Here is a 22,159-nt window from a genome sequence, read left to right as displayed (position 1 = left end):
GTCATCGCCTTCCAGCCCGCCCGCTGGCGAGCAACCACAACAGGAACGGCGCCCCGAACGCACCGGTGACGACACCGACCGGGAGGTTGGTGCCGGGGAATCCATAGGCCGCGACGTAGTCGGCTCCGACCACCACGACCGCGCCGACCAGCGCGGCGCCGAGGATCGTCGTACGCCCGCCGTTGAGGACCCGGGCGATCGGCCCGGCGACGAACGCGACGAACGCGACCGGGCCGGTCGCGGCGACCGCCAGCGCGCACAGCAGCACGGCGAGGAGGAGCAGCAGGTCGGCGTAGCGGTGGGTGACACCGAGCGCGTTGGCGACGTCGGGACCGAGCTCGAGCACCCGCTGCGACTTCACCGTCCAAGCGACCAGCGGGAGCAGGATCACCAGGGCGACGAGCAGGATCCTGATCGTCGGCCAGGAGGCCGAGTTGAGGCTGCCGGTCATCCAGCGCAGCGCGAGCTGGGCGTCGTACTCGTTGGCGCGGGTGAAGAGGTACTGGATCACGGCGACCAGACCGGCGGCAGCGGTGACCCCGACGAGCACCAGCCGGTATCCACCGTCGCTGCCGGCCACCAGCCGGATCGCGACGGCGGTGAGCACCGCACCGATGATCCCGGCGAGCGAGAGCGCCGAGCCGTTCAGCGAGAGGACCACGATCGCGAAGACCGCCGACGCGCTCGCCCCGATCGAGATGCCGAGCATGTCGGGGCTGGCGAGCGGATTGCGCAGGGTCGACTGGAAGATCGCGCCGGCGGTGCCGAAGGCGATTCCGGCCATCACGCCCAGGACCGCCCGCGGCAGCTTCGACTCCATCAGGATGAAGGTCGCGCCGGGGATCTCCTCCCCGCCGAGGATCCGGAAGAAGTCCGGCAGCGTGATGATGTAGTCGCCGCCGAGCACACGGAGCGTGAACAGCCCGAACAGGGCGGCGCTCAGGCCACCGGTCACCAGGGCGAGCCGCCGCTGCGGGATGCGCCGGGCGTTGCGTACGACGGCGGTGGGGTTGATCGACTGCACGGTCATAGTCCGGCCATCCGTCCGCGGCGCAGGAAGAAGACGAAGACGGGTACGCCGACGACGGCCGCCATCACGCCGACCTGGATCTCCGAGGGCGGCCAGATGACCCGGCCGACCACGTCCGCCAAGAGGGTGAGGGCGGCGCCGAAGCCCGCCGAGAGAGGGAGCACGCGGGTGTAGGCCGAGCCGACCATGACCCGGACCATGTGGGGGACGATCAGGCCGATGAAGCCGATCGGCCCGCACAGCGCGGTGGCGGTGCCGGTGAGGAGCACGACACCGAGGCCGATGACGGCGCGGTCGATGCCGGTGCGCCGTCCGAGCCCGCGCGCGAGGTCGTCGCCGAGAGCAAGCGTGTCGAGGGTGCGGGCGCCCGCCAGGGTCAGCAGCGCGCCGACGGCCAGGAACGGCAGGCCCGTCAGGACCATGTCCCAGCCGCGGCCACCGATGGTGCCGACCTGCCAGAGCCGGATCACGTCGAAGGTGGCCTTGTCGGTGAGCAGGACGGCGGTGGTCCACGAGGTGACGCCGGCTGCGAGCGCTGCACCAGCGAGGACGAGCTTGGCCGGGGTCGCGCCGCCGGAGCCGAAGGAGGCGACCGTGTGCACGAGAATCGCGGCGATCGCGGCGCCGGCGAAGCCGAACCAGAGGTACGCGTTGAGCGACCCGATGCCGAAGACCGAGACCGCCAGCACCATCGCGAACGTGGCACCGGAGTTGAGCCCGAGGAGTCCCGGGTCGGCCAGCGGGTTGCGGGTGAGGCCCTGCAGACAGGCGCCCGAGAGCGCCAGCGCGGCGCCGGCCATCAGCCCGAGGACGGTGCGCGGCATCCGGGTCTCCAAGATGCCCTGGCCGACGCTGCCATCACGCCACAGATCGAGCGGGGAGACGAGCTTCGCGCCGATCAGCATCGAGGCGACCACGGCGACCAGGAGAACACCGGCGAGCAGGATCACCACCCGCAGCATCGACGACCGACCCCGGCCGCGGGGATCCGCGGCCGGGGCTCGGTCGAGCGTCGTCGTGAGGGTCACTGACCCTCGAGAGCCTTGACGATGCCCGGGACGAACTCATCGATGGCGTAGGGCACCGACAGCGGCGTCGGGGTGCCCGCGGCGAGCGAGGCGACGTTGTCGGTCGAGGCCCACATGTGACCGGCCTTGATCGCGGGGACCTGGCCGACCAGCTTGTCGTTGGCGTACGTCTCGGCGTCCGTGTCCTCCACCGCGTAGGTGAACAGGAAGTCGGAGTCGAGCTCGCTGGCCTTCTCCGCGGAGACCTGCGCGTAGAACTCACCCTTCTTGGTGTTCTCCACGACGACCGGCGCGTTCTCCATACCCAGGTCGGACAGGAAGTCCGGGCGAGCGTCCTCGGTCGTGTAGAAGGGAATCTGGGAGAGGTCGGCGGTGGCGAGCGCGGCCCAGATGAAGGTCTTGCCCTGGATCTCCGGGGTGTCCTTCTTGACGTCCTCGTAGAGCTTCTGGGTGTCGGCCTCGACCTCGTCGGCCAGCTCGTTGCGGCCGGTGGCCTTGCCAACCATGTCGAGGGAGTCCTCCCACGCGGTCGCCCACGGCTGGTCCGGGTAGGCCACGACCGGCGCGATCTCGGAGAGCTTCTTGTACTCCTCCTCGGTGATGCCCGAGTAGGTCGCCAGGATCAGGTCGGGGGTCTGCTTGGCGACCTCGTCGACCGGGATGGCGTCGGTCTGGTCGAGGATCGCCGGCATGTCTGCGTCGAGCTCCTCGAGCTTCTCGTCGAACCAAGGCGTGGTGCCGTCCTCGTCACCGCCCCAGGTCACCTTGGGGATGCTGACCGGCACGACGCCCAGGGAGAGGAGCATGTCGGCGTCGTTGACACCGACGACGGAGATGCGCTTCGGCTCCTCCTCGATCTTGGTCTCGCCGAAGGCGTGCTCGATGGTCACCGGGAAGGCGCCCGAGTCGGCCTTCGAGGTGGACTCCTGGCCGGAGTCGGCGGAGTCGGTAGAGCCCGTGCTGCAGGCAGCCAGGCCGGAGACAGCGAGCGCGGTGCTCACTGCGATGAGTACGGGACGACGGATCACGTGGACCACCTCGGGTTAGGCAATGCTTAGTTAGGACAGCCTAAACACATTACCCTTTCAACGAGGTATCGGCCCCCGGGTTTTGGGCAGGTCCCGCAGCCGGGTCAGGGCCGGTCAGGGCCTGACGAACGCCGCCCGCTCGGCCTCGACCCGATCCCGGATCACGCAGTCCAGCGAGTGGTCGTTGACGACCCCCATCGACTGCATGAACGCGTACATCGTCGTCGGCCCGACGAACTTCCAGCCCCGCTTCTTGAGGTCCTTGGAGAGGCTGACCGAGGCAGGCGAGGTGGCCACCACCTCGGGAATCGTCAACGGCTCGGGCTCGAACCCCCAGACGTACGCAGCCAGCGACCCCTGCTCCTCGACGAGCTCGACCGCGCGGCGGGCGTTGTTGATCGCCGCCTCGATCTTGCCGCGGTGGCGGATGATCCTGGCGTCCTGCAGGAGACGCTCGACGTCGCCCTCGTCGAACTCGGCCATCTTGTGGAAGTCGAAGTCGGCGAAGACCTCGCGGAACGCGGGCCGCTTGTTGAGGATCGTGCGCCAGGACAGCCCGCTCTGGAACCCCTCCAAGCAGATCTTCTCGAAGAGCCGTACGTCTCCTCCGCCCGGGAATCCCCACTCGGTGTCGTGGTAGCCCAAGAACTCCGGCGCCCCGCCGGCCCATGCGCAACGCGTCTGGCCGTCAGGGGCCAGGAATGGTGCTTCACTCATCCACCCGACCCTAGCCGCGACCACCGACAGCCCCTTCAGAGGAGATCGCGGATCGAGGCGAAGTGCGCGCGGATCTCGTCGTCGGTCCCGGAACCGTAGATCCGGAGCACCTCTGCCAGACCGGGGGCGACGTCGCGGAGGGCGTCGGCGGCCTGCTGGAGCTCGCGGCCGGAGGCGACGGCACGAAGGACACCCCGCACAGCCGCGCCGCCCTCGACCGCGACGACGCGGGCGCCGGTGGTCAGCTCGGAAGAGAGCTCGCGGATCTCGTCGAGGCGCTCGTTGATCTGGGAGGTGGTGAGGTCGCCGGCGCCGGCCCCGAGGTCGATCAGGGCGTGCAGGCGCCCGAGCGCGATCGGGTTGGCGATCTTGACCCGCTGCCCGGTCATCAGGTGCGACAGCATCGCCGGGCTCAGCCCGAGCACCTTGGCGGTCGTCGCCTGGGTGAGACCCAGCGGAGCGGTCGCACGGCGGACCAGGTCGCCGAGCGGCTCACCGTACAGCTCGCGCTGCTGCTGGATGTTCTCCTCGACGCCCATACGCGCAATCTACACACGTAGACAAGAAGTTTGCAAATGTACTTGCCGCGTATACGTTAGTGAACGTATGGTGCCGGGCATGCGGAAAAGACTCGTGATCGCCACCGGCCTTGCCGGGGTCCTCACCGTGGCCGCGGCCGGCACCGGTGCCGCCCCCGCTGCTGCCGATGAGCAGAACCAGGGGACGTACGGCCGGATGATCCTCGTGCTCGACTCGTCCGGCTCCATGAAGGAGCCGGCCAGTGGGGGCACCACCAAGATCCAAGCCGCCAAGCAGGCGCTCGACACCGTGATCGACGACCTGCCGGAGAGTGCCGACGTAGGCATGCGGGTCTTCGGCGCGATGGTGTTCGGGCGCAAGCAGAAGGCCGCGTGCGAGGACACCCAGCTGGTCGTGAAGCCCGGGACGGGCAACCGCGACGACCTGAAGGCGGCGGTGAGCGGCTACAAGCCCTACGGCGAGACACCGATCCCGGTCGCCCTGAAGCGCGCCGCCGAGGACATCGGGTCCGAGGGCAAGCGCTCGATCGTCCTCGTCTCCGACGGCGAGTCGACCTGCGGCGACCCCTGTCCGGCAGCGCAGGCGATCGCCGATCAGGGCATCGACCTGCAGATCGATGTCGTCGGCCTCTCCGTCTCGGGCAAGGCGCGCAAGCAGCTGGAGTGCATCGCCGAGAAGGGCAACGGCACCTACTACGACGCCGACGACGCCGAGGGCATCGGTGAGTCGATCTCGGGCGCCTCCGAGCGGGCGCTGCGGCCCTTCGAGTTCACCGGTACGCCGGTGAAGGGCACCCCTGACTCCGCCGACGCCCCGCTCGTCAAGGCCGGGCAATACCTGGACACCGTCCAGACCCGCGGCGAGCGCTACTACCGCTTCGAGCGCACCGCGCCGGGCACCACCGTGCACTTCGGCCTGATCTTCGAGGGCGAGTCGGAAGACCTGGTCAGCAACCTGAGCCCCAGGATCAGCGTCCGGGACGAGTCCGGCGAGCTGCGGGGGTGCCGGTGGACGGTGGTCCAGTCGACGACGTACGGCGACGGCAACCGGCTCATCTTCGGCACCACCCACAGCGGGGACACCGACCCGGAAGACCCCTGCAACACGGCCGAGGAGCTGGTCCTGTCGACCTCGTCCGGCACCGGCGACGCCGGCGCGATCGCCGGGAAGCCGGTCCAGTTGATGGTCTACGAGGAGCCGCCGGTCAGCGCGGCCACGCTCGACGGCCTGCCTCCCCAGCCTGAGGCGCCCACCTGGACCGAGCTGACCCCGGGTGACCCGACCGACGGCATGGTGCCCGGCAGCACGATCGCGAACGCGCCGATCGTCGAGGACGGGACGTACTCCTTCGACATCAACCCGGGCGAGAACCAGGTGATCGGCGTCCCGGTCGGCTGGGGCCAGCACCTGGAGGCCCAGTTCGACGCTCGGATGACCGATGCGATCCGCAAGGAATGGGCGGTCGGCGCCGGGGTCGAGCTCGACGTCATCGGGCCGCTCGGCGGTGACGCGACGGTCGACGTCCGCGAAGCGCCGGAGAGCTGGTGCGACACCGGGCTGCTGCAGAACTGCCCGGACGCCTGGCGCACCGGCACCCTGTCCAACACCGTCGCCTACCGGAACCGGTTCGACACGTCCGACGCGACCGCCTCGACCGGGCTCCCGGGCGTTCACTACGTCCGGGTCCAGTACGGCCTGGACGAGAACATCAACGTGCCCTACACCCTGACGGTCAAGACCGTCGGGACAGCCGGCGAGGGCGAGCCCGACTACGAGAAGGTCTCGGGGCTCTCCGCGCCGACCGCCGACCTCAACCTGAACGCTGCGGCCGCCGGGTCGGAGGGTTCCGAGGAGGACGGTACGGACGAGTCCACCGGGAGCGGCTCCGGATCGGGCTCGGGTTCCGGCAAGGACGAAGGGTCCGGTGACACCATCAAGCTGGTCGCCGGCGTCGGCGGAGCCGGCCTCGGGATCGCCGCGCTCGCGGCGGCCGCTGTCCTGCTGATCCGGAGGCGGCACGCCTAGCCGGATCAGCTCAGCAGGAAGGCACTGCCCGCCAGCAGCAGGACCCCGGCGAGCACCAGCGCGACGATCGGCCACACGGGCCGGTCGTCGTGCTGTTTCGTACGCCGCACCGCAGTCTTGTCCTCGGCGACCCGCGGCGTCGGCGGAGGCGGTGGTGGAGGTGGCGGCGACATGCGCCCCGAGGCGTACTGGTCCAGGACCTCGGCCTCGCCCGGCTCCCAGGGCCGCGCAGGCACGGCCTGGGCGAGCAGCTGGCGGAACTCTCCGGCGGACTGCGGCCGGGCGGAACGGTCCGAGCCGATCGCCCGGAGCAGCAGCCGGCCCAGCGGCGTCGCCGGGACGTACGAAGGATCGTGCGGTGGCCGCGCACCGGTCAGGAGGTGCAGACCCGTGACCGCGGCGGCGTAGAGGTCGTCGCGGGGATCGGGATCGAAGCCCTGGTCGGGCGCCATGTAGCCAGGCGTACCGATCATCACGTTGGCCTCGGTGAGCCGCGGCTGGTCGGCGGGGACGGCCACGCCGAAGTCGGAGAGCCGCACGTGAGGAACGCCCGCGCCGGTCACCTCCAGCAGCAGGTTGCCCGGCTTCACGTCGCGGTGCACCACGCCGGCGGCGTGCACGGCCTCGAGAGCCGACAGGGTCTGATCGAGGATCGCGACGACCCACTGCTCGGGGAGAGCACCGAAGTCGCCCAGCAGCATGGCGACCGACCCGCCGCGCAGCAGCGGCATCGTGAACAGCACACTGTCGTCCTCGCCGGCCCAGCCGAGGGGAGTCACGACATGCGGATGATGGATCCGGGTGGCCTGCTCCCGGATGAACCGGAGCAGGGAGGAGGCGTCCCGCTGACGCAGCAGCTTGGCAGCTTTGACGGTGCCGTCTCGGCGGTCGTGGACCTGCCAGACCGCGCCCATGCCTCCCTCCGCGATCGGCTCCAACAGCTCGTAGCGCCCCGCGAAGACCTCGCCCACCGGACGCTCTCAGATCTTGGTGCGGTGGAAGCTCTGGAAGCTGCGCGAGGCGGTCGGGCCGCGCTGGCCCTGGTAGCGGCTCCCGTACTTCTCGCTGCCGTAGGGGTTCTGCGCGGGCGAGGTGAGCCTGAAGAAGCAGTACTGACCGATCTTCATCCCCGGGTAGAGCTTGATCGGAAGCGTCGCGACATTGGCCAGCTCGAGCGTGACATGGCCGGAGAAGCCCGGGTCGACGAAGCCGGCGGTGGCGTGGGTGAGCAGCCCGAGGCGCCCCAGCGACGACTTCCCCTCGACCCGCGCGGCGATGTCGTCGGGCAGGCTGACGGTCTCGTACGTCGACCCGAGCACGAACTCGCCCGGGTGCAGGATGAACGGCTCGTCCCCCTCGGTCTCGATCTGCCGGGTGAGCTCGGACTGGTCCACGGCCGGGTCGATCGTGGCGTACTTGTGGTTGTCGAAGACCCGGAAGAACCGATCCAGACGTACGTCGACGGACGACGGCTGCAGCATCGACTCGTCCCAGGGGTCGATGACGATCCGCCCGTCGTTGATCTCGGTCAGGATGTCCTTGTCGCTCAGCAGCACGAGGCAAACCTAACGCAGCCGGGCGCTGTGTACTGCTCCTGCGTTGCCCCTGGCGGCGTCTCTGGAATCACCCCTACCCCATGCGTCACAGATTCCGCGCCAGAGTCGTACGTCCCGGGGTAAACCCGATTGAATCGGAGCCATGGCACTGGATGCGCTGATCCCCGGCGGCTACCGCCGGTACGTCGCGCTGGGCGACTCCTTCACCGAGGGCGTCGGCGACACCGACGTCCGTCGCCCGAACGGCGTGCGCGGCTGGGCCGATCGGGTCGCCGAGGTGATGGCCGAGCGGACCCCCGAGTTCACCTACGCCAACCTCGCCGTCCGCGGCCGCGGGATCGACAGGATCGTCAAGGAGCAGGTCGGGCGGGCGATCACGCTCGAGCCGGACGTGGTGACGATCTACGGCGGATCGGTCGATCTGATGTGGCCACATGTGAACATCGATGACCTGCTCGCCACCTACGAGTCCGCGATCGGCGACCTGACCGAGACCGGCGCGAAGGTGCTGGTCTTCACCGCCTACGGCGCTCGGTCGACCACCGTCGGGCGGCTGCTCCGCGGACGCTTCGCGGTCTACAACGAAGCGGTGCGCGAGATCGCGCAGCGGCGCGGGGCCACGCTGGTCGACTTCTGGCGGATGACCGAGTACGACGACGCCGGCTACTGGGACGGCCACGGCTTCCTGGGCGCCCCCGGCCACCAGCTGATGGCGATCAAGGTCCTCGACACCCTCGGCGTACGCCATCACCTGCCCACCCCGAAGCCACTGGCCGTCGTCGAGGAACCGGGCCCGAACGGCCTGGCCGGCCCCATCCGCGAGGTCCGGCGGCTGGCCGCCCGCGCGCTCCCCTGGGCCGTACGCCGCATGCTCCGTGGCCCGGCGGGCGAGGGGCTGTCGGCCCGCTATCCACGGATGACGCGACTTTCCTGAACCGGTTCACACCTGGCCCGGTGTGTGGGGTAACATCCTGGTCGCACCTGCGGACGTAGCTCAGTTGGTAGAGCGCAACCTTCCCAAGGTTGATGTCGCGAGTTCGAATCTCGTCGTCCGCTCCATTGATTCGGGCCGTGCCTTATGGCACGGCCTGTTTCGGTTCACTTGCACGATCCAAGTGACGCAGCACACGATCACGGGTGTTTGCGGCTTGCGTCCATTAAGATTGGGTTTCTGTTTTCCAATCATTGTGTGAACGACACGTAAAGGATCACGCGCCATGCCCGCGGGCTCGAGCAGCCGATTCACCGACGGACGAGTCCCCGATCACGGCATCGGAGATCTGTTCACCTACGAGGCGCGTCTCCAGGCGCGACTCGACGTCGAGGCGGCCCTGGCCGAGGCCGAAGCGGCAGTGAAGGTGATCCCCGCGGAGGCCGGCGAGGCGATCGCGGAGGCCGCCGATCTGGACAAGCTCGACCTCGACCGCATCGAGAAGGCCACCGCCGAGCACAGCCACCCGCTGACCCCGCTGGTCGAGGAGCTCTGCCGGGTCGTCGGCGCGAAGCACGGCGGCTGGGTCCACTGGGGCGCCACCACACAGAACATCACCCAGACCGCCGACCTGATCCTGATGCGCCAGGCGCACGACAAGATCCTCGACCTGCTCGGCGACCTGCTCCGCTCGCTGTCGAAGGTCGCCGAGGCCGGCGCCGAGGTGCCGATGCCGGGGCGCACCCACTCCCAGCACGCGGTCCCGATCACCTTCGGCTTCAAGGTCGCCATCTGGATCGACGAGATCGCCGCCCACGTCGACCGGCTCCGTTCGGTCGAGGACCGCGTCTTCCGTCTCCTGATGGGTGGTGCCGCGGGGACGATGGCCTCCTTCGGCTCCCACGCTCGCGCCATCGAGACCGAGACGGCTTCCCGGCTCGACATGGGCTCGATGCCGGTCCCCTCGCGCGCGATCAACGACGGCATGGTCGAGTGGGTCTCGATCCTGGGGATGCTCGGTGGCACCGCCGGCAAGATCGGCAAGGACGTCTACTCGATGATGCAGCCCGAGTTCGGGGAGGCCTTCGAGCCGATCCCCGAGGGCACCATCGGCTCCTCGACGATGCCCCACAAGCGCAACCCGCAGCTGACGCTCGACGTGATCACCTCCGCCACCCAGCTGCGCGGGCTCGTCGCCCCGGCGATGGAGTCGATGCTCCACGACCACGAGGCCAACGGCGCCATGACCGGCATCCTCGAGGATGCGGTCGCGCAGGCCTCTCGCCTGGCCGGGGACGTACTGGCTCGGCTGGTCGTCATCTTCACCGGGCTGACCTTCGACGAGGACCGGATGCGCGCCAACCTGGCCCTGTCCGGCGGGCTGATCGGCTCCGAGTCGCTGATGCTCGAGCTCGGCGAGCGGATCGGCCGCCAGGTCGCCCACGACGTCGTCTTCGAGCTGGCTCAGCGTTCGGCCGTCGACGACATCGACTTCGCCTCGCTCCTCGCGGAGTCGCCCGAGGTCTCCGAGCACTTCACCCGCGCCGAGATCACCGACCTGCTCGACCCGTGCCGCCACCTCGGCGAGTCCGCCAACATCGCCCGCGCCATGGCCGAGCATGCCCGCCGGGTGGCCGACGGCATCCAGATCCCGAGCGTTTAGCGACAGCCGACTCGGCGTGAGCAAACGCGCCTCGTAGGATCGGCAGCGTGGCTTTCGAAGGTTTTCCCGTGGCAGCGCTCGACTTCTACGACGATCTCGAGGTCGACAACACCAAGTCGTTCTGGGAAGCCCACAAGCACATCTACAAGGAGTCTGTCCACGCGCCGATGAAGGCGCTCACCGACGAGCTCGCCGAGGAGTTCGGCAGCGCCAAGATCTTCCGGCCCTACCGCGACGTACGTTTCTCGAAGGACAAGCTCCCCTACAAGACCCACCAGGGAGCCTTCGTGGCCGTGGCGCCGCAGACCGGCTACTACGTCGAGGTCTCGCCCCGCGGCATCCGCACCGGTGGCGGCTGCTACTGGTTCGAGCCGCCCCGCCTGGCGGCCTTCCGTGACGCCATCGTCCACGACCACTACGGCGCCGACCTGGAGAAACGACTCGCGGTCGCGGAGAAGAAGGGCTACGAGGTCACCGGCGACCGGCTCAAGACCGCCCCGCGCGGCTTCGACAAGGACCACCCCAAGATCGAGCTGCTCCGCCACAAGTCGATCCACCTCGGCCGCACCATCGGCTTCGAGCCGATCATCCACACCCCCGACCTCGTCGGCGAGGTGAAGAAGGACTGGCGAGCCGTACGTCCTCTGGTCGAGTGGATCGCCGAGCACGCGGTGGCGTGATTGCTGCTTCACGGCGGCGCGATACCCATTAGGGTCTGCCGCTGTGCGTACCTCAGCCCTCATCTCAGGAGCGGCGTCGCTTCTGGTCATCCCCGGAATCACGCTGACCGCCAGCACCGCGAACGCGGCCGCTACCTGCGGAGGAGTAACGGTCACTGTCGACATGAATCGGGGACAGACGCCGACGACGTCCTCCGACCAGGACTTCATCCTCGGCACGCCCGGCGCCGACATCATCTACGCCGACGCGAATGACGTCGTGTGCGGCGGCGACGGCGATGACAAGATCCACGCCACAGACATCGTCTTCGGGCAGGGCGGAAACGACGAGATCTGGTCGACGTACGCCTTCGGCGGGTCCGGCAACGACCGGATCCACGGAACCTCCGGCGGCGACCAGCTGCGCGGCGGCACCGGCTCCGACGTCATCTGGGGCATGGGCGGCAACGACGCCATCCATGGTCACTACAACCCCGGCGACCGCATCGAGAGCAGCGGAACCGATAGCGGCGACACGCTCTACGGCGGCGAGGGCCAGGACCTCGTTGTCGGCCAAGGGGGCAACGACCGTGTCTACGGCGAAGGCGGGCGGGACAACCTCTACGGGTCGTCCGGAAACGACACCGTGTCAGGCGGCAGCGGTGACGACTACGTCCGAGGCGAAGCGGGCAACGACCTGCTCTACGGCGGCGACGGAGCCGATGGCATGAGCGGTGGCAGCGGCTCCGAGAGGATCTACGGCGGCAGCGGCCCCGACAGCATCCACGGGTCCGCCGGAAACGACAGCCTCTACGGCGGCCCCGGCCGAGACTGGATCACTGGCGCCGACGGCGCCGACCACCTCGAGGGCGGCACGGGTGCGGACAGCCTCGTGGGTGGCGACGACCGCGATCGCCTTCTCGGCGGAAACGAGAACGACCGTCTGCTCGGAGGCCGGGGCGCCGACATCGTGAAGGGTCAAGCGGGGCGAGACGACTGCGCCCCCGAGCCCGGGGCGGGCTCCACGTACTCGTGCACGGAGGTGGGTATGACGACCTCCAGGCCGCCGACCGGGGGCACCTACTGGACTCCCTGAGATAGTCCGAGACGTTTCCGCCCGCTACCCGCCGGTAGATGGGCCCGAACGTCTCGGACTACCCGGCATCAGGCGGAGGTGAAGCTCGCCATCGTGCGGTCGGGCTCCCAGAAGGCCTTCATCGACTTGATGCGGCCCTCGTCGTTGACGGTGTAGACCATGATCAGGTCGGTGGTGGTGTAGCTGCCGTCGGGGAAGCTCGTCTTGATCTTGCCGATGTTGGCGCAGGTGTTGCCCTCGGGGTTGGCGAAGGAGTCGTTGATCTCGAACTCGAAGGTGTGGACCGAGGCGATCGCCTTCTCCCAGAACGCCTTGAGCCCCTCGTGGCCGTGGTGGCCCTTGCCCTCGGGGTCGAACATCGACGGCCCGACCGGGTCCTCGAGCACACAGTCCTCGGCGTAGACCGTGAGCCACTCGTCGAGGTCGCCCTTGGCGACGGCGGCATAGGAGCGCTGCCCTGCCGTACGTGCGGGGTGTTCGTCGTCGGGGGCGTTCCAGGTGATGGCGTCGGAGGAGATCATGACCGCGATCGTACGCCGAAACTGGAACGTGTTCTACCTGATCGCCTACTCCCGCCCGGATAGGGTCGCCGGGTGACCGTCTCGGAGACCGCGCGCAGGAGCGCGGCACCAGGGCGGGACTTCAACCGGCTCTGGCTGGCCACGGCGACGAGCCAGGCCGGGTCGACGATCGCGTACGGCGCACTGCCACTCGTCGCGGTGCTCGTGCTCGATTCGTCGACCTTCCAGGTGTCGCTGCTGGCAGCCCTGTCCGGGTTCGCGGCCGCGGCGGCGGGGATCCGGCTCGGCCCATGGATCGAGTACCGCCACAAGCGGCCGACGATGATCGGCGCCGACCTGATCCGGTTCACGGCGATGCTCAGCATCCCCGCGGCGGGACTGGCCGACCGGCTCACCTATCCCCACCTGTGCGTCGTCGGCGTCCTCGCCGCGACCTGCGAGCTCGCCTTCACCGCGGCCTCCGGCGCCCACCTGAAGGCACTGGTCGCCCCGGAGGCCAGGCTGACCGCGACCAGCCGGCTGGAGACGACGTTCTGGACCACCTTCACCGCGGGCCCGCCGATCGGCGGCGCCCTGGTCTCCGTAGCAGGGCCGACCCTGACCGTGCTGGTGGATGCACTGACCTACCTGCTCTCGGCCCTCGGCATCCGCTCGATCCGTACGCCGGAACCTCAGCCCCCGACGAGGAAGCCGCAGCACTGGCTGGCCGAGGTGACCGCCGGCTGGCGCTACATCCTCGCCCGGCGCGACCTGCGCTCGCTCTTCCTCAACGCGGCCCTCTTCGGCTCGGGCGTGATCGCGACCAGCCCGCTGCAGCTGGTGCTGACCCTGCGGGTGCTCGGCATGGAGCCATGGATGTACGGCGTCGCCATGGGCGTGCCCTGCCTCGGCGGCATCCTCGGCGCCATGTGCGCACCCCGGCTCACGAACCGGCTCGGCGAGCGGGCGGTGCTGCTCGGGTCCGGGGTCGCCCGGACCCTGTGGACGATCCCGATCGCCTTCACCCCGACCGGCCCGGTCGGGTTCGCCTGGTTCACCGCCGCCAACTTCGGGCTGATCCTCTGCGCCGGTGTCTTCAACCCGACCTTCGCCGCCTATCGGATGCGCGAGACCGCGGACGACCACATGTCCCGGGTCCAGGCGGCGTGGTCGATCACGATGAAGGTTGCCCAGCCCGTCGGCGTCCTGGCGGCCGGGGCACTGGCCGCTGCGACGAGCCCGCGGACCGCGATCGCGGTGGCCGGAGGCGTACTTCTGCTTTCCTCCGCCCTGCTCCCGTGGCGCCGCACTGTGACGAAGACCCCTACCTGCGAGTAGCCCCGGGCTTGCCACCCCTTGAGGGCGAGCCTATTCTTAATGTTACCCGCCAGTAGTGCGTGCCGACCGGCGCTCCCGCAACTGGTACATCCGACAAAGGTTATGAAGGTGGATCAGTGAGCCACTACAAGAGCAATCTCCGCGACATCGAGTTCAACCTGTTCGAGGTCTTCGGCACGGACAAGGTCCTCGGCACCGGTCCCTTCGCGGACCTGGACGTCGACACCGCGAAGGAGATCCTCGCCGAGGTCGAGCGCCTTTCGCGTGAGGACCTCGCCGAGTCGTTCGTCGAAGCCGACCGCAACCCGCCGGTCTTCGACCCCAAGACCAACACCGCGCCGGTCCCGGCCGCGTTCAAGAAGTCCTACGACGCGTGGATGGACTCGGGCTTCTGGAGCCTGCACACTCCCGAGGAGATCGGTGGCCAGGTGGCCCCGAACTCGCTGGTCTGGGCGACCGCCGAGATGCTGCTCGGCGCCAACCCGGCGATCTGGATGTACGCCGCCGGCCCGTTCTTCTCGAAGGTCGTCTTCGAGAACGGCAACGACCGCGACAAGCAGATCGCCAAGATCATGGTCGAGCGCCTCTGGGGCTCCACCATGGTGCTGACCGAGCCCGACGCGGGCTCCGACGTCGGCGCCGGCAAGACCTTCGCCACGCCCAACGAGGACGGCTCCTGGAACATCACCGGCGTCAAGCGCTTCATCACCAGCGCCGAGTCGGATCTGCAGGAGAACATCATGCACCTCGTCCTCGCCCGCCCGAAGGGCGTCGAGGGCGTCGGCGGCCCGGGCACCAAGGGCCTCTCCCTCTTCCTCGTGCCGAAGTACCACTTCGACCACGAGACCGGTGAGCTCACCGGCGAGCGCAACGGTGCGTACGTCACCAACGTCGAGCACAAGATGGGCATCAAGGTGTCCAACACCTGCGAGCTCACCTTCGGCGATCCGCAGGTCGGCGGCGGCGAGGCCGCTCAGGGCTGGCTGCTCGGCGAGGTGCACGACGGCATCCGTCAGATGTTCGACGTCATCGAGAACGCTCGGATGATGGTCGGCACCAAGGCCATCGCGACCCTCTCGACCGGCTACCTGAACGCGCTCGAGTACGCCAAGACCCGCGTCCAGGGCGCCGACCTCGTCGCCGCCGCGAAGACGGACCCGCGCGTCACGATCACCCACCACCCCGACGTACGCCGCTCGCTGCTGGTGCAGAAGTCGTTCGCCGAGGGCATGCGCGCGCTGGTCTACTACACGACCTCGTGGCAGGAGAAGGTCGTCCTCACCGAGGACGGCTCCGACGAGCACAAGCTGGCCGCCGCGGTCAACGACCTGCTGCTGCCGATCGTCAAGGGCTACGGCTCCGAGCGCGCCTGGGTGCTTCTCGGCACCGAGTCGCTGCAGACCTTCGGTGGGTCGGGCTTCCTGCAGGAGTACCCGATCGAGCAGTACGTCCGCGACGCCAAGATCGACTCGATCTACGAGGGCACCACCGCGATCCAGGGCCAGGACTTCTTCTTCCGCAAAATCGTGAAGAACCAGGGCGCCGCGCTCGGCCAGATCGCCGGCGAGATCCAGGCCTTCCTCGACAACGAGGGCTCCGCCGAGCTCAAGGAGTCGCGTGCCCTGCTCGCGACCGCGCTCGAGGACGTCAACGCGATCGTCGGCCACATGTTCAACGACCTGATGGCCTCCCAGGAGGAGATCAGCAACATCTACAAGGTCGCCCAGAACACCTCGCGCCTGCTGCTCGCCGTCGGCGACGTCGTGGTCGCGTGGCTGCTGCTGCGCCAGGCCGAGATCGCCCTCGCCGCCCTCGCGGGTGACCCGGGCAAGGACAAGGACTTCTACACCGGCAAGGTCGCCGCCGCGAAGTTCTTCGCCTCCTACAACCTGCCCAAGCTGACCGCTGAGCGGGCGATCGCCGAGGCGATCGACAACTCGATCATGGATCTGCCCGAGTCGGCCTTCTGAGGTTGATCCACAGGTTCTGATCCGCTCGTACGCTGCGGCCCGCCCGGTTCTCCGGGCGGGCCGCGGTGCATTTCGTCGCCCGGAATGAGTTGGGCACCGGGAGTGGTTGATGAGTCACGTGACCTCTGTGACCGAGTCCCGGATTCGTACGAGCTCCGTTCATCACTCGCGCGGGTTCTGGTCGGTGGCGTTCCTGTTCGCGGTGACGATGGGCTTCGCGGCCGCGCCCGCGCCGCTCTACGTCTTCTACGTCGACGAGCAGGGGTGGAGCTCGTTCGTGATCACCCTGGTGTTCGCGACGTACGGCGCCGGGGTGGCGATCTCGCTCTTCCTCGCCGGCCACCTCTCGGACCGGTTCGGGCGACGGCGGGTGGTGGCGCCGGCGGTGCTGCTCAACGTGCTCTCCGCGCTGATCTTCCTCTCGACCCATGAGCTGGGCTGGCTGCTGCTGGCGCGACTGCTGTCCGGGCTCGGCGTCGGGATGCTGACCGCGACCGCGACGGCACATCTCGCCGAGCTGCACCGGTCCGCCCGCCCGGAGGCGCCGGCGACCCGGGCCGAGGTGGTCGCGACCGCGGCAAACATCGGCGGCCTGGGGCTGGGGCCGCTGATCGCCGGCGCCCTGGCCGAGTGGGCGCCGCGACCGCTCTACACGCCGTACGCGGTCTTCGCGTTCCTGATGGTGCTCGGTCTGCTCGCGGTGGTGGCGGCGCCGGAGACGGTCGACACCGACCAGCCGGGGTGGACCTACCGGCCGCAGCGGGTGCGGGTGCCGGCCGACGCGCGCGGCGCGTACTTCGCCGCGGGGATGGCGAGCTTCGTGGCGTTCGCGATGTTCGGCTTCTTCACCTCGCTGGTGCCGTCGTTCCTGGCCAACGACCTCGGTCTCCACTCGCACGCCGTCGCGGGCGTGGTCGGGTTCTCCATCTTCGGGGCCGCGGCGCTCTTCCAGGTGCTCGCCGGAGGCTGGCCGCGCCGTCGGCTGTACGTCGTCGGGCTGGTCGCGCTGACCGCCGGACTGCTTCTCGTGGTCGGCGCGCTGCTGTCCGGCACGTTCTGGATCCTGGTCGTCGGGGCCGTCGTCACCGGGGCCGGATCGGGGATGTCCTTCAAGGCGGCGGTCGCCACCGTGATCTCGGTGGCACCGGCGAACAGCCGTGGCGAGGCGCTGGCCGGGCTCTTCCTGATGGCCTATCTCGGGATCACGGTGCCGGTGGTGCTGCTGGGGATCCTGGTGCAGTACGTCGCGACCGAGCCGGCGATGCTCGCCTTCGGCGCGCTCCTGCTGGTGCTGCTCGGGGTCGCGGCGCGCGGGGTGGCCGGGGCGCGGGGTACGGGCTGACCTGCGGCGGGTCGTGATGCGGGGGACGGTATGGGGGCCTGAACCGGCTGGGTAGCGTGGCGCGCCACCCCCAACCTCTGGAGTTCTGTCATGACCATCGGCCTAGGGATCATCCTGCTGGTCCTCGGACTCATCCTGCTCACCAGCGCCGTGGATCTGCCCGACGAGCTCGCCAACGCGATCGCGAGCGAGCCGCTGGGCTGGATCTTCGTGATCGCCGGCGGCCTCGCGATCGTGATCGGCGTGCTGCTGTCGGTGAGCCGGTCCCAGCACACCACCGCCGTCGAGCACCGCCAGTACGACGCCGGTCCCTACGGCGGCGGTCCTCAGGGGGCCTACCCTCCGGGCCCTCCGTCACAGGGGCACTACCCGCCGGCCGGCCAGCCCATCCAGGGCGCGCCTCACGGCCAGCAGTTCGGATCCGGCCACCCCGGCGGCCGGGCCTGACCCGATCAGCGACGACGCGTCGAGCGTAGCTGGTCGCGGGCGGCTCGGCGTACGGCTTCGCTCAGGTCATCGAGAGCGACAGAGTCGAGGCGCCAGCGCTGCCAGAAGAGCTGGACGTCGATCGGCTTCGCGCCCGGGAGCGGGATCGTCGTCCTGGTTGCGAGGTCGGCCTCGGCCTGGGCGTCGAGGAGCATGCCCCAGCCGAGGCCGCGCCTGATGGCCTCGTGGAAGTCATGGCTGCTCGGGACGCGGTGGATCACCGGCGGCCGGGTCGCGCCGTGCGCCGCCAGCACCTCGTCCTGGAGGTGATCCTTCTCGTTGTAGACGATCATCGGGATCGCGCTCCAGTCGATGCCTCTGCCCTTGCGGTAGCGCTCGACGAGCGCCGGGGTCGCGCCGGGGGTGTAGCGGAGCCTTCCCAGGGGCTCGGCGGTGCAACCCTGGACCGGTCGCGGCTCGCTGGTGACCGCGGCGAGGACCTCGCCGCGGCGTAGCGCGTCGGCCGAGTAGCCCTGATCCTCAACGGTGATCCGCAGCGCCGTCCGATCCCAGGTCGCCACCTCGTCGAGGACCGGGCGGAACCAGGTCGCGAGGGTGTCCGCGTTGACCACGATCGAGAGGTCTACGACGGTGTTGTCGCTGGTCTCGTCCGTGCTGAGGGTCGCGGCGGCTTCGGTGAGCAGCAGGCGGAGCTGCCGGCCATGCCTGATCAGAGGCTCGCCGGCCTCGGTGGGGGTGCAGGGAGTCGTACGCCGCACCAGCACCTGCCCGGCCGCGCGCTCGAGCGCCCGGATCCGCTGGCTGACGGCGCTCGGAGTGATGTGGAGTCGTCTCGCCGCGGCGTCGAAGGTGCCTTCCTCGGCGATCACGACGAGGGTCTCGAGCTGGGTCGGGTCGAGGGCGGGCATCGGTTAAGTATGGCTTATCTTCGGTTAGATTCTTTCGCTGGTCTGAAGAGGTGCCACGGCTTAGCGTCGTCGTCGTGATCAACGCAAGCCTCGCCGGGCTCCTCACCGGGCTCAGCCTCATCATCGCCATCGGGTCCCAGAACGCGTACGTCCTGCGGCAAGGCGTCCTCCGCTCGCACGTGCTCGCCGTGGTGGCCGTGTGTGCGGTCTCCGACCTCCTTCTCATCTGCGCCGGGGTCGCCGGCATGGGGGCGGTCGTCGAGAGTGCCGGGTGGGTGGTGGAGGTGCTGCGCTGGCTCGGGGTGGCGTTCCTCGGCTGGTACGGCATCGGGTCGTTCCGGCGGGCGCTGCGGCCCTCGGGGATGGATGCCGCCGATGCTCCCCGCGAGGCACTCCCCCGGGTGCTCGCCAAGGCCGCCGCCTTCACCTGGCTCAACCCGCATGTTTACATCGACACACTTGTGCTCCACGGGTCGATCGCGGCGACCTACGGCTCGGCGCGATGGGGGTTCGCCGTCGGCGGCTGCCTGGCCAGCATCATCTGGTTCGCCGGTCTCGGCTACGGTGCCCGGCTCCTCGGGCCGCTGCTCGCCAGCCGGCGTGCGTGGCAGGTTCTCGACAGTCTCATCGGGTGCACGATGCTCGCGATCGCCGGCGGGCTCGCAGTGGGTGGGCTGGGCTGATCGGGCGGGCCGCCCTTCAAATCTGGCCATAGTCAAATCCAGTCAATGTGTTGACGGGCCGCCTAGTGTGGCCGCATGCCGTGGACGACCTCCGACATTCCTGACCTGACCGGCAAGAACGCCGTGGTGACCGGACCGACGCTGGGCGGGATCGGCTACTTCACCGCGCGCGGCCTCGCTGCCGCGGGGGCGCGCGTGGTCCTCGCGGGGCGGTCCTGGGAGAAGCTCGACGCGGCCGCCGCCGCGTTGGCCGAGGAGGTGCCGGGCGCCAGGCTGGACCGGGTCGCGCTCGATCTCTCCTCGCTCCAGGCGGTGCGGGCCGGCGCCGAGGCGATCGCGGCGGCGACCTTCGACGGCGGCGGCCCGCTGCACCTGCTGGTCAACAACGCGGGCGTGATGGCGACGCCGCAGTCGCGGACCGTGGACGACCTCGACCTGCAGATGGCGACCAACCACTTCGGGCCGTTCCTGCTGACCGGGCTGCTGCTCGAGCCGCTGTCCGAGAGCGGCGAGGGACGGATCGTGACTGTGTCGAGCATGATGCACAAGCTGGCCCGCAAGGCGCCGCTCGGCTTCCCGACAGTGCAGGTCGGGCGGTATTCGCCCTGGAACGTCTACTCGCAGTCCAAGCTCGCCAACCTGCTCTTCACCTTCGAGCTCCAGCGGCGCCTGGAGAAGGCGGGGCTTCCCATCGCCGCCTACGCCGCCCACCCGGGGCTCGCCTCGACCCGTCTCATGGCGAACGGCACGTCCAGGAGGCTGATCGCGCCGATCGCGAGCATCAGCGAGGCCGCCGTCCATGCCATGGCCCAGACTCCCGAAGCGGGTGCCTGGCCTGCGCTGATGGCGGCGACCTACCCGGGACTGGAGCCCGGGACGTACGTCGGGCCCGGGGACGCCTTCGAGGCTCGCGGCGCGCCGAAGCCGGTCGCAGCGACCCGGCTGGCGCACGACCCGGAGGCGGCCCGGGCGCTGTGGGAGCTCTCCGAGCAGACCACGGGTATCGCCTACCCCTGACCAAAGTCGGACTCCGGTCGCTACCTGCGACCGATGCCGCCCCGGTCTCACCTCTCATAGATTCTTCAGGGTGAGCAAGAAGGTCCAGATCTGGTCGCGGACGATCTCCGGCATCACCCATCATCTCGAGGTGACCGGCGAGATCATCCGTACGTTCGTGTGGACCGTCGACGGCGAGGAGGTCCTCACCAAGAAGACCTCCGACGACCGGGCCCGGCTGGAGAGCAAGGAGCAGGGCGCCCTGCTCGTGATCCACTCCGGCCTCGGCACCCCGCGGCGGGCGACCTACTTCGCGCCCGGCGAGGATCTGGCCGGGCTGGCCGGCATCGGCGGCGTCGACCTCACACCCGAGCCGGGGTCACGGGCCGCTGCGTACGAACGCCGGGTGATCGACCATCCCAAGCGCTATGCGCTCATCGAGACCCTCGGCGGAGCCGCGGGCGTGGTCGGCGGCATCGTCGCGGCGATGGTCGTCGCGTGGATCGTCGCCCGGATCTCGCTCCCGGACATCGACCTCCCGCTCCCGAACCTTCCGGACCTCCCCGACCTGCCGCTCCCCGACCTCCCCAGCATCCCGTGGCCGTCGATCCCGTGGCCGGACCTGCCGAACGTACAGGTTCCCGAATGGGTGAAGTGGGTCGCCAACCACCTGAAGTACGTCTGGCCCATCATCCTCGCCTTCGTCCTGGCCCAGGGCGAGATCAAGCGTCGCCGCAAGCACGCCGAGACGTCAGGTACGTCGGTCGAGGCGTCACGTACGTCGGCCGAGAAGGCATCGGATGACGCCTCGGTCGACGCGAGTGACGCTTCGGCCGACCGGGGTGACGCTTCGGCCGACGCGGGTGACGCCTCGGCGGAGGAGGGTCAGCGGCGGGGCTTGTAGGTCGGCTTCTCGCGCTTGAAGGCGGCCTCGCGGGCGATCTTGGTGTTCTCGCCGAAGAGGAGGCGGAGCTGCTCGATGCGCTCGCGGGAGAAGGTGCGCTTGATGGGGGCGTACCAGGTGTCGTTGAAGAGACGCTTGGCGGCGGCGAGCTGGTCGGGGGAACGCTCGGAGAGCTTGCGGGCGAAGGCGGTCGCGGTCGCCACCGGGTCGGCGGAGAGCTCGGTGACCAGGCCGAGCTCGTAGGCGCGCTCGCCGGAGAACTGCTCGGCGGTCATCGTGAGCTTCTTGGCGGTGTCGATGCCGACAACCTCGGAGAGGGACCGGATGCCGGTCATGTCGGGGATGATGCCCCACTTGCCCTCGAGGACCGACCACTGCGAGTCGGGCTCGGCGATGCGGAAGTCGGCGCCGAGCGCGATCTGTACGCCACCGCCGAGGCAGTGACCGTGGACGGCCGCGATCACCGGGACCGGCAGCCGGCGCCAGGCCCACACCGACTCCTGGAAGAGGTTGGTGCCGCGGAAGGGCACCGGCACGAACGCGCCGACGATCTTCTTCGGGTCACGCAGGACCGAGGCGAAGTCGAGACCGGCGGTGAACGCGTCCCCCTCACCGGCGATGACCACGGCGCGCAGGTCGTGGTTCTTGCCGAGCACCTTGGCGGTGTCGACCAGCTCCTGGAGCAGCTCGAGGGTCAGCGCGTTGAGCTTGTCCGGGCGGTTGAGACGCACCTGGGCGATGCCGTCGTTGATTTCGGTGGTGACGAGGGGCATGGGGAGAACATTACGGGGGAGTAGG

At 69.4% G+C, this 22,159-nt stretch carries 22 protein-coding genes and 1 tRNA gene; 13 read left to right on the top strand and 10 right to left on the bottom strand.

Annotated features, from left to right (window positions below; all coding sequences use genetic code 11):
• Window position 1 precedes the first annotated feature (1 nt).
• The 5 genes from BLT25_RS10975 to BLT25_RS10955 all read right to left on the bottom strand — a co-directional run bounded on the left by BLT25_RS10975 (window position 2) and on the right by BLT25_RS10955 (window position 4,342).
• Complete coding sequence (locus BLT25_RS10975; RefSeq protein ID WP_091045472.1) at window positions 2-1,030, bottom strand: FecCD family ABC transporter permease; 1,029 nt, start codon at window positions 1,028-1,030, stop codon at window positions 2-4.
• The gene (locus BLT25_RS10970; RefSeq protein ID WP_256328544.1) at window positions 1,027-2,058 is read right to left on the bottom strand and encodes a FecCD family ABC transporter permease; all 1,032 of its coding nucleotides are present in this window, start codon (window positions 2,056-2,058) and stop codon (window positions 1,027-1,029) included. The genes BLT25_RS10975 and BLT25_RS10970 overlap by 4 nt, the downstream gene beginning before the upstream one ends.
• Complete coding sequence (locus BLT25_RS10965; RefSeq protein WP_091045470.1) at window positions 2,055-3,086, bottom strand: iron-siderophore ABC transporter substrate-binding protein; 1,032 nt, start codon at window positions 3,084-3,086, stop codon at window positions 2,055-2,057. The genes BLT25_RS10970 and BLT25_RS10965 overlap by 4 nt, the downstream gene beginning before the upstream one ends.
• Before the next feature lie 114 nt (window positions 3,087-3,200).
• Window positions 3,201-3,803 (bottom strand): DNA-3-methyladenine glycosylase I, encoded by a 603-nt coding sequence (locus tag BLT25_RS10960; RefSeq protein WP_091045468.1) that lies wholly within the window; start codon window positions 3,801-3,803, stop codon window positions 3,201-3,203.
• A gap of 35 nt (window positions 3,804-3,838) precedes the next feature.
• The gene (locus tag BLT25_RS10955; protein ID WP_143033715.1) at window positions 3,839-4,342 is read right to left on the bottom strand and encodes a DNA-binding protein; all 504 of its coding nucleotides are present in this window, start codon (window positions 4,340-4,342) and stop codon (window positions 3,839-3,841) included.
• A 79-nt stretch (window positions 4,343-4,421) separates the two neighbouring features.
• On the opposite strand from BLT25_RS10955, the gene BLT25_RS10950 reads away from it, so the two are divergent.
• On the top strand, window positions 4,422-6,368 hold the full coding sequence (locus BLT25_RS10950; protein ID WP_176883788.1) for a vWA domain-containing protein: 1,947 nt from the start codon (window positions 4,422-4,424) through the stop codon (window positions 6,366-6,368).
• 5 nt (window positions 6,369-6,373) lie between these two features.
• On the opposite strand, the gene BLT25_RS10945 is transcribed toward BLT25_RS10950, so the two are convergent.
• Both BLT25_RS10945 and dcd read right to left on the bottom strand, forming a co-directional pair.
• Window positions 6,374-7,339 (bottom strand): serine/threonine-protein kinase, encoded by a 966-nt coding sequence (locus BLT25_RS10945; protein ID WP_091045462.1) that lies wholly within the window; start codon window positions 7,337-7,339, stop codon window positions 6,374-6,376.
• A 9-nt stretch (window positions 7,340-7,348) separates the two neighbouring features.
• A complete protein-coding gene (dcd, locus tag BLT25_RS10940) occupies window positions 7,349-7,924 on the bottom strand; it encodes a dCTP deaminase (protein ID WP_045547715.1) in 576 nt (191 codons plus the stop codon).
• 142 nt (window positions 7,925-8,066) lie between these two features.
• Between dcd and BLT25_RS10935 the strand changes: the two genes are divergently transcribed.
• The 5 genes from BLT25_RS10935 to BLT25_RS10915 all read left to right on the top strand — a co-directional run bounded on the left by BLT25_RS10935 (window position 8,067) and on the right by BLT25_RS10915 (window position 12,273).
• Window positions 8,067-8,858: an SGNH/GDSL hydrolase family protein gene (locus BLT25_RS10935; RefSeq protein WP_091045459.1), complete on the top strand. Its 792-nt coding sequence runs from the start codon at window positions 8,067-8,069 to the stop codon at window positions 8,856-8,858.
• Window positions 8,859-8,907: 49 nt separating this feature from the next.
• Window positions 8,908-8,983, top strand: a tRNA-Gly gene (locus BLT25_RS10930).
• A gap of 158 nt (window positions 8,984-9,141) precedes the next feature.
• Window positions 9,142-10,518 (top strand): class-II fumarase/aspartase family protein, encoded by a 1,377-nt coding sequence (locus tag BLT25_RS10925; protein WP_091045457.1) that lies wholly within the window; start codon window positions 9,142-9,144, stop codon window positions 10,516-10,518.
• A gap of 47 nt (window positions 10,519-10,565) precedes the next feature.
• Entirely contained in the window at window positions 10,566-11,198 is a 633-nt protein-coding gene (locus BLT25_RS10920) for a DUF2461 domain-containing protein (protein WP_091045454.1), read from the top strand.
• Window positions 11,199-11,361: 163 nt separating this feature from the next.
• Entirely contained in the window at window positions 11,362-12,273 is a 912-nt protein-coding gene (locus BLT25_RS10915) for a calcium-binding protein (protein ID WP_091045453.1), read from the top strand.
• 68 nt (window positions 12,274-12,341) lie between these two features.
• Here the strand turns inward: BLT25_RS10915 and BLT25_RS10910 are convergent, their stop codons facing one another.
• Window positions 12,342-12,794 (bottom strand): nuclear transport factor 2 family protein, encoded by a 453-nt coding sequence (locus tag BLT25_RS10910; RefSeq protein ID WP_091045450.1) that lies wholly within the window; start codon window positions 12,792-12,794, stop codon window positions 12,342-12,344.
• Between the two features lie 72 nt (window positions 12,795-12,866).
• On the opposite strand from BLT25_RS10910, the gene BLT25_RS10905 reads away from it, so the two are divergent.
• From BLT25_RS10905 to BLT25_RS10890, 4 genes are all read left to right on the top strand, one after another.
• Window positions 12,867-14,111, top strand: a complete 1,245-nt coding sequence (locus BLT25_RS10905; protein WP_091045448.1) for an MFS transporter — start codon at window positions 12,867-12,869, stop codon at window positions 14,109-14,111.
• Between the two features lie 116 nt (window positions 14,112-14,227).
• Complete coding sequence (locus BLT25_RS10900; protein WP_091045445.1) at window positions 14,228-16,081, top strand: acyl-CoA dehydrogenase; 1,854 nt, start codon at window positions 14,228-14,230, stop codon at window positions 16,079-16,081.
• A 118-nt stretch (window positions 16,082-16,199) separates the two neighbouring features.
• Window positions 16,200-17,423 carry an MFS transporter gene (locus BLT25_RS10895; protein WP_256328543.1) on the top strand — a complete coding sequence of 408 codons (1,224 nt, stop codon included), beginning with the start codon at window positions 16,200-16,202 and terminating at the stop codon, window positions 17,421-17,423.
• 90 nt (window positions 17,424-17,513) lie between these two features.
• Window positions 17,514-17,870, top strand: a complete 357-nt coding sequence (locus tag BLT25_RS10890; RefSeq protein WP_091045441.1) for a hypothetical protein — start codon at window positions 17,514-17,516, stop codon at window positions 17,868-17,870.
• A gap of 5 nt (window positions 17,871-17,875) precedes the next feature.
• Here the strand turns inward: BLT25_RS10890 and BLT25_RS10885 are convergent, their stop codons facing one another.
• Window positions 17,876-18,778 (bottom strand): LysR family transcriptional regulator ArgP, encoded by a 903-nt coding sequence (locus BLT25_RS10885; RefSeq protein WP_091045438.1) that lies wholly within the window; start codon window positions 18,776-18,778, stop codon window positions 17,876-17,878.
• Between the two features lie 74 nt (window positions 18,779-18,852).
• On the opposite strand from BLT25_RS10885, the gene BLT25_RS10880 reads away from it, so the two are divergent.
• From BLT25_RS10880 to BLT25_RS10870, 3 genes are all read left to right on the top strand, one after another.
• Window positions 18,853-19,461: a LysE/ArgO family amino acid transporter gene (locus tag BLT25_RS10880; protein WP_091045437.1), complete on the top strand. Its 609-nt coding sequence runs from the start codon at window positions 18,853-18,855 to the stop codon at window positions 19,459-19,461.
• A gap of 75 nt (window positions 19,462-19,536) precedes the next feature.
• A complete protein-coding gene (locus BLT25_RS10875; RefSeq protein WP_091045434.1) occupies window positions 19,537-20,478 on the top strand; it encodes an oxidoreductase in 942 nt (313 codons plus the stop codon).
• A 70-nt stretch (window positions 20,479-20,548) separates the two neighbouring features.
• Window positions 20,549-21,361, top strand: a complete 813-nt coding sequence (locus BLT25_RS10870) for a hypothetical protein (RefSeq protein WP_091045432.1) — start codon at window positions 20,549-20,551, stop codon at window positions 21,359-21,361.
• Here the strand turns inward: BLT25_RS10870 and BLT25_RS10865 are convergent.
• Entirely contained in the window at window positions 21,343-22,134 is a 792-nt protein-coding gene (locus BLT25_RS10865) for a crotonase/enoyl-CoA hydratase family protein (RefSeq protein ID WP_091045429.1), read from the bottom strand. The two genes, BLT25_RS10870 and BLT25_RS10865, sit on opposite strands and share 19 nt — an antisense overlap.
• Between the last annotated feature and the right edge of the window lie 25 nt (window positions 22,135-22,159).

The organism is Nocardioides sp. YR527, from assembly GCF_900101045.1.
Classification (GTDB): Bacteria; Actinomycetota; Actinomycetes; order Propionibacteriales; family Nocardioidaceae; genus Nocardioides.
This window is presented reverse-complemented; position numbering and strand designations above follow the sequence as displayed.